This window comes from Thiohalobacter sp. COW1 (assembly GCF_016629505.1).
In the GTDB taxonomy this organism is placed as follows: Bacteria; Pseudomonadota; Gammaproteobacteria; order Thiohalobacterales; family Thiohalobacteraceae; genus Thiohalobacter; species Thiohalobacter thiocyanaticus_A.
Genome location: NZ_AP024239.1, coordinates 1,170,141 through 1,183,921 on the forward strand (window position 1 = coordinate 1,170,141; position 13,781 = coordinate 1,183,921).

Here is a 13,781-nt window from a genome sequence, read left to right on the forward strand (position 1 = left end):
GACCAGCGTCGGACAGAGCCGCAGGAGCAGTCAGAGTCATTCCAACTCCACCCGCTGGTAATCTTCGGGCAGTGTAAACAATGAAGCCGGGACGGTCCGGTCCTGTTCGTAGTTGACCAGCACCTGGGTCCGCCCGCCCTCATGCGCCCACTGTACCGGCAGGCCCTCGTCCAGGTAGCGGGTCGCGCCGTGCACATAGTTGGCATAGAAACAGGGGCTGCGCATGGACTCGGGCGTCAGCTCCAGGTCGCGGAACTGACGCGCGGCCAGGATCTGCTGGTACTGGCGCAGCGCGGCGGTGACATCGGGCAGCAGGGCCGGCACCACATGGGCGGTCATGCACAGTTCATTGTCGGCGATGACATCGACCCGGCTGACCGACTCGCCGCCGATGCTCGGCGCCTCGGCATCCTTGCGGACCCGCACCTCGATCTGTGGCGAACCCTCGACCGCCGTGATCTCGCTGTCGGCGATGGTCAGGATATTCCGGCTCTGATGATTGACGTTGTGGAGCACGCCCGCCGCGCGGTCGACCAGCAGGAAATTACCCCCATCCTCACCGTCGTCCAGACGCAGAAAGGCCGGGGTGACCAGGATGCGCACCGGATAGGGCGCAATGCCCTGCTCGCTTTCCTGGTAGTGCAGAATGGTGGCGTTGTGAGTGGTCCCGGCGCCGGCCGGGAGCTGCCACAGAAGACCGGCGAGCATGCCACAGAGAAATACAGTTCGTTTCATGTGAAGATCCTGTCCAGCGCCTCCAGCCCGGCCAGTTCCGTGTCGCTGAAACCGGCCTGCCGGCGCGCCTCGAGATGAAAGGGGCCGCGCACCCCGCCGGGGATGTATTCACGGATCAGGGCCTGGAACCGGGCCTCGGGCTCGACCCCGCACCGGGCGCAGCAGTAACGGTACCAGCGGGTACCGATTTCAACATGCCCGATCTCGTCGTGCAAAATGATTTCCAGCAGCGCCACGGTGCGTTCGTCGCCGGCCTCGCGCAGGCGCTGCATCATGCCGGGCGTGACATCCAGCCCGCGCGCCTCCAGCACCCTCGGCACCAGCGCCATGCGCACCAGCACGTCGTGCGCGGTTGCCAGCGCCATGGACCAGAGGCCGTTGTGGGCCGGAAAATCGCCATAGTCATACCCCAGTTCCTGCAGCCGCTCGCGCAGCAGACCGAAATGGTATGCCTCCTCGGCGGCGACCCGGGCCCAGTCACGGTAATAATCCGGTGGCATGCCGGCAAAGCGGGCCACCGCGTCCCAGGCCAGGTTGATGGCATTGAACTCGATGTGGGCGATGGCATGCACGAGGGCGGCCTGGCCTTCGGGACTGCCCAGCCGACGCCGCGGCAGGTCGCGCGGCGGCACCAGTTCGGGTCGCGAGGGCCGACCGGGTGCATCCTGCGCCTGTCCCGCCGCCGCCGGCTCCACGGCCAGGCGGCCGGCCTGCAGGGCGTCGAAGGCGTCCCGGCTCAGACGGCACTTGGCGGCGGGATCGGACTCGGCCAGACAGGCGCGGGCGGCGGTGATCAGACAGGCATCGGGCATGCCGGCATTATATCAACAAGCAGGGTGCAATCCGTCACGACGCGGACCCCTCCGTGGCGGCGACGCGAATTGCTGCGGCACGCACTGATGAGTCAGCCGGCGGCGGCCCCCTTCCAACCGATCACCAGGTCCATGACGTTGGTCCCGGTGGGGCCGGTGACGATCAGATCGCCGCTGGCCTGCAGAAAGGTGCCGGCATCGGCGGCGGTCAGGGCCGCGTGCGCATCCAGGCCCTCGATTTCACCCCGCTCGACCGTCCAGCCATCGACCAGCGCGCCGGCGGCGTCAGTCGGCCCGTCGCTGCCGTCGGTGCCCGCGGCCAGCAGCAGGCAGTCGGGATGGCCGGCCAGTTCGAGCGCCGCCGCCAGGGCCAGGTGCTGGTTGCGTCCACCCGCCCCCGGTGAGGCCGGCAGTCGGACCCTGGTCTCGCCGCCCCAGACATGCAGCCCCGGCGGCCCTGAACACAGTTCCCGCGCCAGGCGGCGGCCGGTGTCGGCGGCCTCCCCCCTCAGACGTTCGGAATGCCGATGTACCGGCAGTCCCTGCCCCCGGGCAGTCTCGACCACCGCCGCCAGCGCAGCGTCCAACCGAGCCAGGATGCGGCAGTCAATGCCGGCGAAATCCCCCTCCCCGGCCATGGCCGGCGGCGTGGCCGGCAACCGGCCGCGCAGCGCCTCCGGCAGCGCGATGTCCTCCAGCCTCATACCCGCGGCCGGCGGCGGCACCAGCAGGCCCGAGCCGATGCTGGCCGGGTCGTCGTCCGGCACGTCACTGATCAGGCCGCAGGCCACGCGCCGCCCGCGCAGATGGGCGGCCAGTCGGCCGCCCTTGATCCGGGAAACGGATGCGCGCACCCGGTTCATGGCCGTGATGTCCAGGCCGCTGCCCAGCAGCCAGTCATTGAGCGCCACCAGATCCTCCAGGCTCACACCGGCGGCCGGCACTTCGACCAGGCTGGAGGTGCCGCCTGAAATCAGGAACACCCACGTCTGTTCGGCCGGCGCCTCGGCAATGAAGGTCAGCAGCCGCGCGCCCGCCGCCAGACTGGCGGCATCGGGCAGCGGATGGCCGGCCTCGCGGCATTCGATGCGCGGATCGGCGCAGTGCCCGCTGCCGCTGTAGCCATGTTTGGTAATGGACAGGGCCGCGGCCAGACGCCCACCCAGGGCCGCCACCGCGCCGTCCAGCATGGCCTCGGCGGCCTTGCCGATCGCCACCAGCCGCACCGGGGCCGTCGCCTCGAACCCGTCCAGCCAGCGCCGTGTTACGCCCTCGCCGCAGACCCGCTCCAGCCCGGCCCGGTAGCATTCGAGCAAATGTGTTCTGATATCTTTATCCCTTTTATTCAATATTTTAAAAAATATTATTAAAGTACTTTAAAGGAATTGAATCCGCGCTGCCACCGCCCCCTGTCGAAGCGCTTTGACAGCCGCACCGGCCTGGTGCAATCTGCAGAAAAATCGGATCACGGGGAGGCAGGGCCATGGCAGCGCAGGAACATCGGCTCGAAGTGTATGAACCCTACGATTACACCGGCACCAACCCCATGCCACTGTCCGGCGTCGGCACGCTGCGCGGCGGCAACGGCGCCTTCTATTATCTGCTGGAGCCGGCCGCCCCGCTGGAGTTGAACGGCGAGCGGATCGACCAGTTGCTGGTGCTCCCGCGCTATACCGGCGATCCCATGTGCAACATCGAGGAAGGCAGTTGCACGGTCAATATCGAATACGTCATCCCGGGCGCCCGGCTGCAACCCGACACCCCCTTCTCCTACAACGACATCAAGCACTGGGGTGTGGGCAAGATCACCCGGGCCAACGGAAACGGCAACGGCAAGGGCTGATCGACTTCACAGATCGGTCTGAAACGCTTAGCGTAGGATGGGTGAAGCGAAGCGCAACCCATCACAATCCGTCATGACGATGGGTTACGACGCTGCGCGCCTCCACCCATCCTACCCGGCCACTGCATCCAGCCCGCGGGCCAGATCGGCCTGGATGTCGGCGATCTCCTCCAGCCCCACTGCCACCCGGATCAGACCGTCGCCGATGCCGGCGTCATGCCGCGCCTCGGGGGTGAGACGGCCGTGGGTGGTGGTCGCCGGATGGGTGATGGTGGACTTGGTGTCGCCCAGGTTGGCGGTGATGGACAGCAACTCGGTGGCATCGATCACCTGCCAGGCCGCCTCGCGACCACCCTTCACATCGAAGCTCACGATGCCGCCGAAGTCCTGCTGCTGCGCGCGCGCCAGCGCGTGCTGGGGATGGGATTCCAGCCCCGGATAGTAGACCCGTTCGATGGCCGGATGTGTCTCCAGCCAGCGCGCCAACTCAGCGGCATTGGTGCAGTGGGCCTGCATCCTCACCTTGAGCGTCTCCAGCCCCTTCAGGAACACCCAGGCGTTGAACGGGCTCATGGTCGGCCCGGCGGTGCGCAGAAACCCGAACACCTCCTGCCCCACCCGCTCGGCATCGCCCACCACGGCACCGCCGATGCAGCGACCCTGACCATCCAGGTACTTGGTGGCCGAATGAATGACGATGTCCGCGCCCTGATCGAGCGGGCGCTGCAGAATGGGCGTGCAGAAGCAGTTGTCCACTACCAGCAGGCAATCATGGGCATGGGCGATGTCGGCCAGCGCACGCACGTCCCCCAGTTCAGTGAGCGGGTTGGAGGGCGTCTCCAGAAACAGCATCCGGGTCTCGGGCCGGATGGCGGCCTCCCAGGCGGCGTTGTCCGAGAGTTCGACATAGCTCGTCTCGATGCCGCAGCGGGCCAGATAATTGTTGAACAACACCGTGGTGGTGCCGAAGATGCTGCGCGAGGAGACGATGTGATCGCCGGCCCGCAGCAGACCGAGACAGGTGGCCAGGATGGCCGCCATGCCCGAGGCCGTCGCCACACAGGCCTCCCCGCCCTCCATGGCCGCCAGCCGATCCTGGAAGGTGCGCACCGTGGGATTGGTGAAACGCGAGTAGATGTTGCCCGGCTCCTCCCCGGCGAAGCGGGCCGCGGCCTCGCGGGCGCTGCCGAAGACGTAGCTGGAGGTCGGAAAGATGGCTTCGGCATGCTCGCCCTCCGGCGTGCGCACCTGGCCGGCACGCACCGCCAGTGTGGCCAGGCCGTAATCCCTGTCCTTATCCTTATCCTTGTCGTTGTCATTATTGTTCATGGGCGTGCCCTGCAAGATCACATCCGTAGGTCGGGTTAGCGCAGCGTAACCCGACATATGTCTGCGTCGGGTTACGCCCTATCGGGCTAACCCGACCTACGCGCTTACTCAAGCCAGATAACGCTCGTCATTGCGAGGAACGAAGTGACGTGGCAATCTCCAACCGGTTGATTCTGCTGTACGAGATTGCCACGCTTCGCTCGCAATGATGACCTAGCAAGCGTCATTCCGTACTGTCCCCGCATTTCAACTGGTATTGCGCATTTCGATCACCTCGGCGTCATCGGCGTCGCGGCGTTCCTGCTTGGCCATGTCATTGCGCCGGCACTGCAGGTTCTCCAGGTACTCCGGGGTGACATCGCCGGTGACATACTCACCATTGAACACCGAGCAGTCGAACCGCGTCAGCCGTGGGTTGGTCTTGTTCACGGCCCGGATCAGGTCGTCCAGGTCCTGGAACACCAGCCGGTCGGCGCCGATCTCGCGCGCGACTTCCTCGTCGCTGCGGCCGTGAGCAACCAGCTCGTCAACCGTCGGCATGTCGATGCCATAGACGTTGGGAAAGCGCACCGCCGGTGAGGCCGAGGCGAAATAGACCTTGTTGGCGCCGGCTTCGCGCGCCATCTGGATGATCTGCTTGGAGGTGGTGCCGCGCACGATGGAGTCGTCCACCAGCAGCACGTTCTTGCCCTTGAACTCCAGCTCGATGGCATTGAGCTTCTGACGCACGGATTTCCTGCGCTGTTGCTGCCCCGGCATGATGAAGGTGCGGCCGATGTAGCGGTTCTTGATGAAGCCCTCGCGGTATTTCACCCCCAGGGTGTTGGCCATGTTCAGCGCCGAGGTGCGACTGGTATCCGGAATCGGGATGACCACGTCGATGTCATGATCGGTCCATTCACGCTGGATCTTGGCCGCCAGCCTGTCGCCCATGCGCAGCCGCGCCTTGTAGACAGAGACGTCGTCGATGATGGAGTCGGGCCGGGCCAGATAGACATACTCGAAGATACAGGTGGCATAGTCGGTCTTCTCGGCGCACTGGCGGGTGAACAGCTGTCCATCCAGGGTGATGAACACGGCCTCGCCGGGCGCGACGTCGGCGATGACCTCGTAGCCGAGCACGTCCAGGGCCACGCTCTCCGAGGCGACCATGTACTCCACGCCCCGCTCGGTTTCGCGCTTGCCGTAGACCAGCGGGCGGATACCGTAGGGGTCGCGGAAGGCCACCACGCCGTAGCCGGTGATCATGGCCACGGCGGCATAGGCGCCCCTGCAGCGGCGGTGCACGCCGCGCACGGCCTCGAATACGTCGTTCTCGTCGATCTTCAGCCGCCCCTGGCTGTGCAGTTCGTGGGCGAAGACGTTGAGCAGGATCTCGGAGTCCGAGTCGGTGTTGATGTGGCGCAGGTCGTCCTCGAACAGATAGCGCTTGAGTTGTTCGGCATTGGTCAGATTGCCGTTGTGCGCCAGGCTGATGCCATAGGGCGAGTTGACATAGAAGGGCTGGGCCTCGGCACTGGACTCGCAGCCAGCCGTCGGATAGCGCACATGGCCGATGCCCATGTTGCCGAGCAGACGCAGCATGTGGCGGGTATGAAACACGTCGCGGACCAGACCGTTGTCCTTGCGCAGGTACAGCCGATGGTCATCACAGGTCATGATGCCGGCTGCGTCCTGGCCCCGGTGCTGCAGCACCGTGAGCCCGTCATAGAGGGCCTGGTTCACCCGTTCCCGGGCGACGATACCGATGATTCCACACATGTGACGCTCTCACCTCAGAACTGAATGTTGTCGGCGATGTCCGGCGGCAGGAACTGTCGCAGCCACAGGGCCAGGGTCTCGGCATGCGGCATCAGTACCGAGTCGTTCCACCAGGGATCCTGCGGCAGCATGGTCAGCCCACCCAGCAGCACCAGCACGGCGACGATCACCACGCCGCGCACCACGCCGAACACGACGCCGAGCATGCGGTCGGTGCCGGACAGGCCGGTCTTCTTCACCAGCTGGCTGACCAGGTAGCTGACCAGCGCGCCCAGCAGCAGCACGATCACCAGCAGGGCGACGAAGGCCAGGGCATGGCGGATGGAAGGCGTATCCACCCAGCGCGTCAGCCAGCCGGAGAACTCGGGGGCAAAGGCCAGCGCGATCCAGATGGCGGCCACCCACACGGCCAGCGACATGGCCTCTCTGACAAAGCCGCGCCACAGGCTGATGCCGGCCGACACGGCGACCACCACCAGCATGACCACATCCACCCAGGTCAGCACCGGCTGTCACCCCGCCTCAGGCAAATACCGGATTGTGCCGGGCGGCGGGGCCGCCGGCGCTCAGAAACCGCTGTTCGCATCCGCGCATTCTAGCAAATCAGGGGTATTCTGCGACCAGTCCTTTCAGATCAAAGACCTTGGCAATTTCGCCCTGGAGTTTCTCGGCGGCAGGGCGCTCCGGCACCGGGCCGACCCGCACCCGCCAGGTGGTACCCGCACCGGTGCTGGCCGACTCGACGAAGGCCTTGTATCCCCTGGCCTGCAGTTGATCCCGCAGCCGTTCGGCATTGGCCTGCTGACTGAAACTGGCCACCTGCACCACCCAGCCGCTGGCCGGCGTCGGTGCGGCGGCGGACGACGGGGCCGGCGCCGGCTCGGCCGCAGGCGCGGGTTCGGGCGCTGGCTCGGGTTCAGGCGTCGGCTCAGGTTCCGGCTCGACCGGTGCGGGCGCAGCGGTCTCGGGCAGGGCCGCCTCGGGCGCCTCCGGGACCTCGGCTGCTGCGGGCGCGGAATCGGATTCGGCCGGCGGCGGCGGCAGCACCAGCGGCTCCAGCCGGTCCTTGACCTTGTATTCCGGTGCCGGCGGCAGATTACTGCCGATCGGCCCCATGCCGTCATCCGGTCCTTCCAGGATCATCGGGATGAAGATGGCCGCCAGCGCCACGATGACCGCCGCGCCCACCAGACGCTGTTTGAGTTTTTCATCCATGCCTTACCCCTTCAATGATTCAAGCAGCTTCAGTACCTCCCCCACGGTCAGGAAGGAACCGAATACCAGGATCCGGTCGTCCGGCCGGCTGTCGGCCCGCGCCGCGTGCCAGGCTGCAGCCACGTCATCATAGCCGGCGGCCGCCGCGTCGGCCTCCACCAGCAGCGGCAGTACACTGTCGGCGTGACGGGCCCGTGACCCGGACAGACTGCCAACATACCAGCAATCCACCTTCGGCAACAAAGGCGCAAGCACGCTGCGTACATCCTTGTCCGCGAGTCCGGCATAGACCGCCCGGGTACGGCCTGCGGCCGGATGCACCGCCAGCCAGTCCGCCAGCGCCGCTGCGGCCTCGGCGTTATGCGCCACGTCCAGCACCAGCTCGATGCCGTCCTGCGTCAGGTGCTGGCAGCGGCCGGCCAGTACGGCCGTAGCCAGCCCCCCGGCAATGGCCGCACGCGCTACCGGCAGTCGCGACTGCAGGCATTCCACGGCCATGAGCGCGGCAGCGGCATTGTGCAGCTGCACGCCCCCGCCCAGCGCCGGCAGCGGCAGTTCCTGCCAGGTGCACTGCAGCGACCACCAATCCCAGTAACCGTCGCGGGAGCGGCGGCTGCCGAAGGCCCGGTCCAGGGCATACCAGTGAGCAGCGCACTCGGCCGCGGCCGCGGCCAGATCGGCTGGCGGGTCGGGGTCGCCGCAGATCGCAGGACGACCGGCGCGGAAAATGCCGGCCTTCTCGCGTGCGATCAGGTCGCGTGTCTCGCCCAGCCAGTCCATGTGATCCAGACCGATGGAGGTGACGACAGCGACATCGGCGTCCAGGATATTGACCGCATCCAGGCGCCCGCCGAGGCCGACTTCCAGCAGCGTGACATCGACCTGTGCCCGCGCGAACAGCCACAGCGCGGCCAGGGTGCCGAACTCGAAATAGGTCAGGCTGATGTCGCCGCGCGCCGCATCGACGGCCGCGAACGCGGCCATGATGTCGGCATCCGCGGCCTCGCATTGTTCAATGCGGATACGTTCGTTGTAGCGGATCAGGTGAGGCGAGGTATAGAGCCCGGTGCGATAACCGGCGTGACTGTAGATGGCCTCGAGATATGCCAGCGTCGAGCCCTTGCCGTTGGTCCCGCCCACGGTAACCACCGGACATGCCGGTTGCAGCAGGTCCAGGCGATCGGCCACGGCGCGCACCCGGTCGAGTCCGAGTTCGATCTCGCGGGGGTGCAGGGTCTCCTGCCAGCGCAGCCAGTCGGCGAGGGAGTCGAAGCGCGTCACTGCGGTGCCTGGCCCCGGAGGGTGGGGTACCCGTAATGGAGCTCTGGGGGCTGGCTTGAGCGCAGCGCGGCAATCTCGTAACACCGCCTCATCCGTTGCGGGATTGCCACGTCGCTACGCGCCTCGCAATGACGTAAGACTTTCATTCAGGGGTGGAAGCGGCTGATGCAGGAGATTCTAGGATGCACTGCGATGCATAAAGATGGCCAGTAACCGGGCGACCCTGTCGCGCATCTCGCGCCGGTCAACGATCATGTCGATCGCCCCATGCTCCAGCAGGAATTCGCTGCGCTGAAAGCCTTCCGGCAGGGTCTCGCGCACGGTCTGCTCGATCACGCGCGGGCCGGCGAAGCCGATCAGCGCATTGGGTTCGGCAATGTGCACGTCGCCCAGCATGGCCAGGCTGGCGGACACGCCGCCCATGGTCGGGTCGGTCAGCACCGAGATGAAGGGCAGTCCGGCCTGCCGCATGCGTCCCAGCGCGGCACTGGTCTTGGCCATCTGCATCAGTGAGAACAGTGCCTCCTGCATGCGGGCGCCGCCGCTGGCGGAGAAGCACACCAGCGGCAGTTCGTTGTCCAGGCAGTGGTTCACGGCGCGCACGAAGCGCTCGCCCACCACCGAACCCATGGAACCGCCCATGAAGGCGAAGTCGAAGGCGCTGGCGACCAACGGCAGCCCCTGCACCTGACCCTGCATGACGATCAGCGCATCGGACTCACCAGTGGATTTCTGCGCCTGGTTGAGCCGGTCGCGGTACTTCTTGCTGTCGCGGAATTTCAGGATATCGACGGGTTCGATACCGGCAAACAACTCCTCGCGCCCGGCCTCGTCCAGGAAGGCCTGCAGCCGCCGGCGGGCACGGATGCGCATGTGATGGCCGCACTTGGGGCAGACCTCCAGGTTGCGCTCCAGCTCGGCACGGTAGATCACCGAACTGCAGGCGTCACACTTGGTCCACAGCCCTTCCGGCACGGTACGCTTGTTACCGCCTTCTGTGCGGATGCGCGTGGGCATCAGTTTCTCGAACCAGCTCATGTATAACTCTCGATATCCAGTTGTCAGAGGTGCGGACGGCGCCCGGGACCGGCGGGGTCACGCAATCCCCGGCTTCACGAGACGGCAGCAGCCGGCTGCGTAGCGTCCATGGCAGCGCGCATGGCGCGCAGTTCTTCGGCCACCTTCTCCCTGATGACGTCGGGATGCCCGCTCGCCTCGGCGATGTGGCGCACCAGCGCACTGCCGACGATTACGGCATCCGCGGCCCGACTCACCCGTGCGGCCGATTCGGCATCGCGGATGCCGAAACCCACCCCGATGGGCAGCGCGGCGATGGATTTGAGATGGCCGACCTTCTCGGCCACCGCGTCCACGTCCAGCCGGGTGGCGCCGGTCACGCCCTTGAACGAGACATAGTACAGAAAACCGCTGGCCTGCTCGGCGATGCGCGCCACGCGCGCATCGGTGGTGGTGGGCGAGAGCAGGAAGATGGGATCGATGCCATGGCCCTTGAGTTCGCCGGCCAGTTCCCCCGCCTCCTCCGGCGGCAGATCCACGGTCAGCACCCCGTCCACCCCCGCCTGCTGCGCGGCGGCGGCGAAGCCGGCGTAGCCCATGGCCTCGATGGGATTGAGATAGCCCATCAGCAGCACCGGTGTCTCATCGTTGTCACGGCGGAACCCGGCCACCATTTCCAGTACCCGGCGCAGGCTCACATGATGCTTCAACGCCCGCTCGCAGGCGGCCTGGATGACCGGCCCGTCGGCCATGGGGTCGGAAAAGGGGACGCCCAGTTCGATGATGTCGGCGCCGGCCTCGACCATGGCATGCATCAACGGCACGGTGCTGTCGGGGTCGGGGTCACCGGCGGTGATATAGGGGATCAGCGCCTTCCTGCCGGTCTGGCGCAACGCCTCGAAGCGGCCCTCGATGCGGCTCATACCTCGATCCCCTCGTGCGCCGCGACGGTGTGTATGTCCTTGTCACCGCGCCCGGACAGATTGACGATGATGATCTGGTCCTGCGCCATGGTCGGCGCCAGCTTGGTGGCATAGGCCAGGGCATGACTGGATTCCAGCGCCGGGATGATGCCTTCCATGCGGGTCAGATCGTGGAAGCCCTGCAGCGCCTCGCTGTCGGTGACGGCCACATAACGGGCACGGCCGCTGTCCTTGAGCCAGGCATGCTCGGGGCCCACACCGGGGTAGTCCAGGCCGGCGGAGATGGAATGGGTTTCGGTGATCAGGCCGTCGTTGTCTTCCATCAGGTAGGTGCGGTTGCCGTGCAGCACGCCCGGACGGCCGGCGCACAGGGGCGCGGCATGGCGACCGGAGTCTAAGCCGTCGCCGCCGCCCTCGACCCCGTACAGGGCCACGTCCCTGTCATCGAGGAAGGGATGGAACAGCCCGATGGCGTTGGAGCCGCCGCCGACGCAGGCGATCAGGGCATCCGGCAGCCGGCCGGCCTGCGCCTGGATCTGTTGGCGCGCCTCACGGCCGATCACGGCCTGGAAGTCGCGCACCATGGCCGGATAGGGATGCGGCCCGGCGACGGTGCCGATGATATAGAAGGTGTTGTCGACATTGGTGACCCAGTCGCGCATGGCCTCGTTGAGTGCATCCTTGAGGGTCTTCGAGCCGGATTCCACGCCCACCACCTCGGCACCCAGCAGGCGCATGCGGTAGACGTTGCTGGACTGGCGCTTCATGTCCTCGGCGCCCATGTAGATGACGCATTCCATGCCCAGCCGCGCGGCGACGGTGGCGGTGGCCACGCCGTGCTGGCCGGCGCCGGTCTCGCCGATGATGCGGGTCTTGCCCATGTGGCGGGCCAGCAGGGCCTGGCCGACGGTGTTGTTGATCTTGTGCGCGCCGGTGTGGTTGAGATCCTCGCGCTTGAGGTAGATCTGCGCCCCGCCCAGGTGCCGGCTCCAGCGCTCGGCGTGATACAGCGGCGAGGGCCGGCCGACATAGTAATGCAGGTCGCGGTCCAGTTCGGCCTGGAAATCGGGATCGTTCTTCAGCGTCTCGTAGGCCTGGCGTAACTCCTCGATGGGCTCCATCAGGGTCTCGGCAACGAAGCGCCCGCCATAGGGCCCGAAGTGCCCGTTGGCATCGGGCAGGTCGGTGAAGTGCAGCGGCGCCATGGCCTCAGTCGGTGTTGACACGGTTGACTCCTTGGATGAAGGCGGCGATCTTCGCCGGATCTTTGATCCCCTTGTCCTGCTCCACGCCGCTGCTGACATCCACGGCATAGGGACGGGTGCTGCGCACGGCCTGCTCCACATTGCCGGCATCCAGCCCCCCGGCCAGGATCAGCGGTCGCGGCCGCTCGGGCGGAATGCGGGCCCAGTCGAAGCGCTCGCCGCTGCCGCCCGGCACGGCCGGGTGCCAGGCATCCAGCAGAATGCCGGCGGCCCCGCGCCAGGCCTGCATCGCCGCAGCCACATCCATCTCCGGGTGCATGCGCAGGGCCTTGATGTAGGGATGCCCCAGGCCATCACAGAACTCCGGCGTCTCGTCGCCGTGGAACTGCAACAGGTCCAGCGGCAGTGCCTCGAGGTGCGCACGCACCGTCTCGGCAGCGGCATCCACGAACAAGCCCACCTTGCACACGAATGGCGGCAGCGCCGCGATGACAGCCCGGGCCTGCTCGATGTCAACCGCGCGCGGGCTGCGCTCATAGAACACCAGCCCGATGGCATCGGCGCCGGCGGCCGCAGCGGCCACACCGTCGTCGGACCGGGTGATACCGCAGATTTTAACGCGCACGCGCATGCACAGGCTACCGGATTCTCGCTGGGGTGAAACCCGCAATCCTGTCACAACTGCAGGGGAATTGCAGCTTTTTGAGTGAGGAGTGAGGATGGCCAGGCAAACACACCGAAGACACGGGAAGGCTCAGTGGCCATGGTATTTTTCCGCGTTTTCCGTGTGGTTCCGTGGCTGTATCAGAATCCCGGTGGCTCAACCGATCCCGGGAAATACCGCCTCGGCGGGCAGGCCGAATTCCGGCGGATACGCCACCCGCACGAAATACAATCCACCGGCCGGCGCCGTGATGCCGCTGCGCGAGCGGTCGCGGCCGGCCAGCAGTCCGGCCAGCCAGTCCACCGGCTGCTCGCCCCGACCCACCGCAATCAGGCTGCCGGCGATGTTGCGCACCATATGGTGCAGGAAGGCATTGGCCTCGATGTCGAGCAGGATCAGGTCGCCCCGGCGCTGCAACTCCAGCCGGTGCAGGGTACGCACCGGGTGTCTGGCCTGGCAGGCCAGGGCCCGGAAGGCGGAGAAATCGTGCTCGCCCAGCAGCGGACGGGCGGCGGCCTGCATGGCCTCGACATCCAATGGACGATGCTCCCAGCACACCCGCTTGCGCAGCAGGGCCGGGCGATGACCGCGGTTGAGGATGAGGTAGCGGTACTGGCGTGCCGTGGCCTTGAACCGGGCGTGGAAATCCTCGCTGATCGGCCGCACCCAGGTGATCGCGACCTCCGGCGGCAGATTGGAATTACCGCCCAGCAGCCAGGAGCGCATACTGCGCCCGGCATGGGTATCGAAGTGCACGACCTGGGCAGTGGCATGCACACCGGTGTCGGTACGCCCGGCACAGACCACGCTCACCGGATGATCCGCCACCTTCGACAGGGCCTGTTCCAGCGCGGCCTGTACGCTGGGGGCGTGGCTCTGGCGCTGCCAGCCGTTGAAGGCGCTGCCGTCGTATTCGATGCCCAGGGCGATGCGCATCAGGGTTTCTCTCCACGGCAGCGACGGGAACGCGGAGAACGCAAAGGCGCAGAGACACAG

Annotated in this window: 14 protein-coding genes; 1 reads left to right on the plus strand and 13 read right to left on the minus strand. The window is 66.6% G+C overall.

What is annotated here, in order from left to right; translation table 11 throughout:
- Nucleotides 1-36: 36 nt before the first annotated feature.
- From COW1_RS05435 to COW1_RS05445, 3 genes are all read right to left on the minus strand, one after another.
- Nucleotides 37-735, minus strand: a complete 699-nt coding sequence (locus COW1_RS05435; protein WP_157745507.1) for a hypothetical protein — start codon at nucleotides 733-735, stop codon at nucleotides 37-39.
- Nucleotides 732-1,547, minus strand: a complete 816-nt coding sequence (locus COW1_RS05440) for a ferritin-like domain-containing protein (protein WP_096366106.1) — start codon at nucleotides 1,545-1,547, stop codon at nucleotides 732-734. The genes COW1_RS05435 and COW1_RS05440 overlap by 4 nt, the downstream gene beginning before the upstream one ends.
- 92 nt (nucleotides 1,548-1,639) lie before the next feature.
- Entirely contained in the window at nucleotides 1,640-2,863 is a 1,224-nt protein-coding gene (locus COW1_RS05445) for a glycerate kinase (RefSeq protein ID WP_231971475.1), read from the minus strand.
- A 167-nt stretch (nucleotides 2,864-3,030) separates the two neighbouring features.
- On the opposite strand from COW1_RS05445, the gene COW1_RS05450 reads away from it, so the two are divergent.
- Nucleotides 3,031-3,390, plus strand: a complete 360-nt coding sequence (locus COW1_RS05450; RefSeq protein ID WP_096366104.1) for a hypothetical protein — start codon at nucleotides 3,031-3,033, stop codon at nucleotides 3,388-3,390.
- A 111-nt stretch (nucleotides 3,391-3,501) separates the two neighbouring features.
- Here COW1_RS05450 and COW1_RS05455 read toward each other — a convergent pair whose 3' ends face one another.
- The 10 genes from COW1_RS05455 to truA all read right to left on the minus strand — a co-directional run bounded on the left by COW1_RS05455 (nucleotide 3,502) and on the right by truA (nucleotide 13,721).
- Nucleotides 3,502-4,719, minus strand: a complete 1,218-nt coding sequence (locus COW1_RS05455) for an O-succinylhomoserine sulfhydrylase (protein ID WP_201345642.1) — start codon at nucleotides 4,717-4,719, stop codon at nucleotides 3,502-3,504.
- A gap of 246 nt (nucleotides 4,720-4,965) precedes the next feature.
- Nucleotides 4,966-6,480, minus strand: coding sequence for an amidophosphoribosyltransferase (purF, locus tag COW1_RS05460; protein ID WP_096366102.1), 1,515 nt, complete (start codon nucleotides 6,478-6,480; stop codon nucleotides 4,966-4,968).
- A gap of 14 nt (nucleotides 6,481-6,494) precedes the next feature.
- Nucleotides 6,495-6,986 carry a CvpA family protein gene (locus tag COW1_RS05465; RefSeq protein WP_369801184.1) on the minus strand — a complete coding sequence of 164 codons (492 nt, stop codon included), beginning with the start codon at nucleotides 6,984-6,986 and terminating at the stop codon, nucleotides 6,495-6,497.
- Nucleotides 6,987-7,083: 97 nt separating this feature from the next.
- Nucleotides 7,084-7,695, minus strand: a complete 612-nt coding sequence (locus COW1_RS05470) for an SPOR domain-containing protein (protein WP_201345643.1) — start codon at nucleotides 7,693-7,695, stop codon at nucleotides 7,084-7,086.
- A gap of 3 nt (nucleotides 7,696-7,698) precedes the next feature.
- Complete coding sequence (gene folC / locus COW1_RS05475) at nucleotides 7,699-8,976, minus strand: bifunctional tetrahydrofolate synthase/dihydrofolate synthase (RefSeq protein WP_201345644.1); 1,278 nt, start codon at nucleotides 8,974-8,976, stop codon at nucleotides 7,699-7,701.
- 177 nt (nucleotides 8,977-9,153) lie between these two features.
- Nucleotides 9,154-10,014, minus strand: a complete 861-nt coding sequence (gene accD, locus COW1_RS05480) for an acetyl-CoA carboxylase, carboxyltransferase subunit beta (RefSeq protein WP_201345645.1) — start codon at nucleotides 10,012-10,014, stop codon at nucleotides 9,154-9,156.
- 74 nt (nucleotides 10,015-10,088) lie between these two features.
- Nucleotides 10,089-10,916: a tryptophan synthase subunit alpha gene (gene trpA / locus COW1_RS05485; RefSeq protein WP_201345646.1), complete on the minus strand. Its 828-nt coding sequence runs from the start codon at nucleotides 10,914-10,916 to the stop codon at nucleotides 10,089-10,091.
- The gene (gene trpB, locus COW1_RS05490) at nucleotides 10,913-12,121 is read right to left on the minus strand and encodes a tryptophan synthase subunit beta (protein WP_201346041.1); all 1,209 of its coding nucleotides are present in this window, start codon (nucleotides 12,119-12,121) and stop codon (nucleotides 10,913-10,915) included. Before trpB ends, trpA begins: the two co-directional genes overlap by 4 nt.
- 4 nt (nucleotides 12,122-12,125) lie before the next feature.
- Nucleotides 12,126-12,752, minus strand: a complete 627-nt coding sequence (locus COW1_RS05495) for a phosphoribosylanthranilate isomerase (RefSeq protein ID WP_096366096.1) — start codon at nucleotides 12,750-12,752, stop codon at nucleotides 12,126-12,128.
- Between the two features lie 189 nt (nucleotides 12,753-12,941).
- Nucleotides 12,942-13,721 (minus strand): tRNA pseudouridine(38-40) synthase TruA, encoded by a 780-nt coding sequence (gene truA / locus COW1_RS05500; protein ID WP_201345647.1) that lies wholly within the window; start codon nucleotides 13,719-13,721, stop codon nucleotides 12,942-12,944.
- Nucleotides 13,722-13,781 lie beyond the last annotated feature (60 nt).

Bases quoted from the DNA above. Each gene is read 5' to 3' on its own strand.
- COW1_RS05495 (WP_096366096.1), bottom strand. From the start codon at position 12,752: ATGCGCGTGCGCGTTAAAATCTGCGGTATCACCCGGTCCGACGACGGT.
- purF (WP_096366102.1), bottom strand. From the start codon at position 6,480: ATGTGTGGAATCATCGGTATCGTCGCCCGGGAACGGGTGAACCAGGCC.
- COW1_RS05455 (WP_201345642.1), bottom strand. From the start codon at position 4,719: ATGAACAATAATGACAACGACAAGGATAAGGATAAGGACAGGGATTAC.
- COW1_RS05440 (WP_096366106.1), bottom strand. From the start codon at position 1,547: ATGCCCGATGCCTGTCTGATCACCGCCGCCCGCGCCTGTCTGGCCGAG.
- COW1_RS05450 (WP_096366104.1), top strand. From the start codon at position 3,031: ATGGCAGCGCAGGAACATCGGCTCGAAGTGTATGAACCCTACGATTAC.
- trpA (WP_201345646.1), bottom strand. From the start codon at position 10,916: ATGAGCCGCATCGAGGGCCGCTTCGAGGCGTTGCGCCAGACCGGCAGG.
- truA (WP_201345647.1), bottom strand. From the start codon at position 13,721: ATGCGCATCGCCCTGGGCATCGAATACGACGGCAGCGCCTTCAACGGC.
- COW1_RS05435 (WP_157745507.1), bottom strand. From the start codon at position 735: ATGAAACGAACTGTATTTCTCTGTGGCATGCTCGCCGGTCTTCTGTGG.
- accD (WP_201345645.1), bottom strand. From the start codon at position 10,014: ATGAGCTGGTTCGAGAAACTGATGCCCACGCGCATCCGCACAGAAGGC.
- trpB (WP_201346041.1), bottom strand. From the start codon at position 12,121: ATGGCGCCGCTGCACTTCACCGACCTGCCCGATGCCAACGGGCACTTC.
- COW1_RS05470 (WP_201345643.1), bottom strand. From the start codon at position 7,695: ATGGATGAAAAACTCAAACAGCGTCTGGTGGGCGCGGCGGTCATCGTG.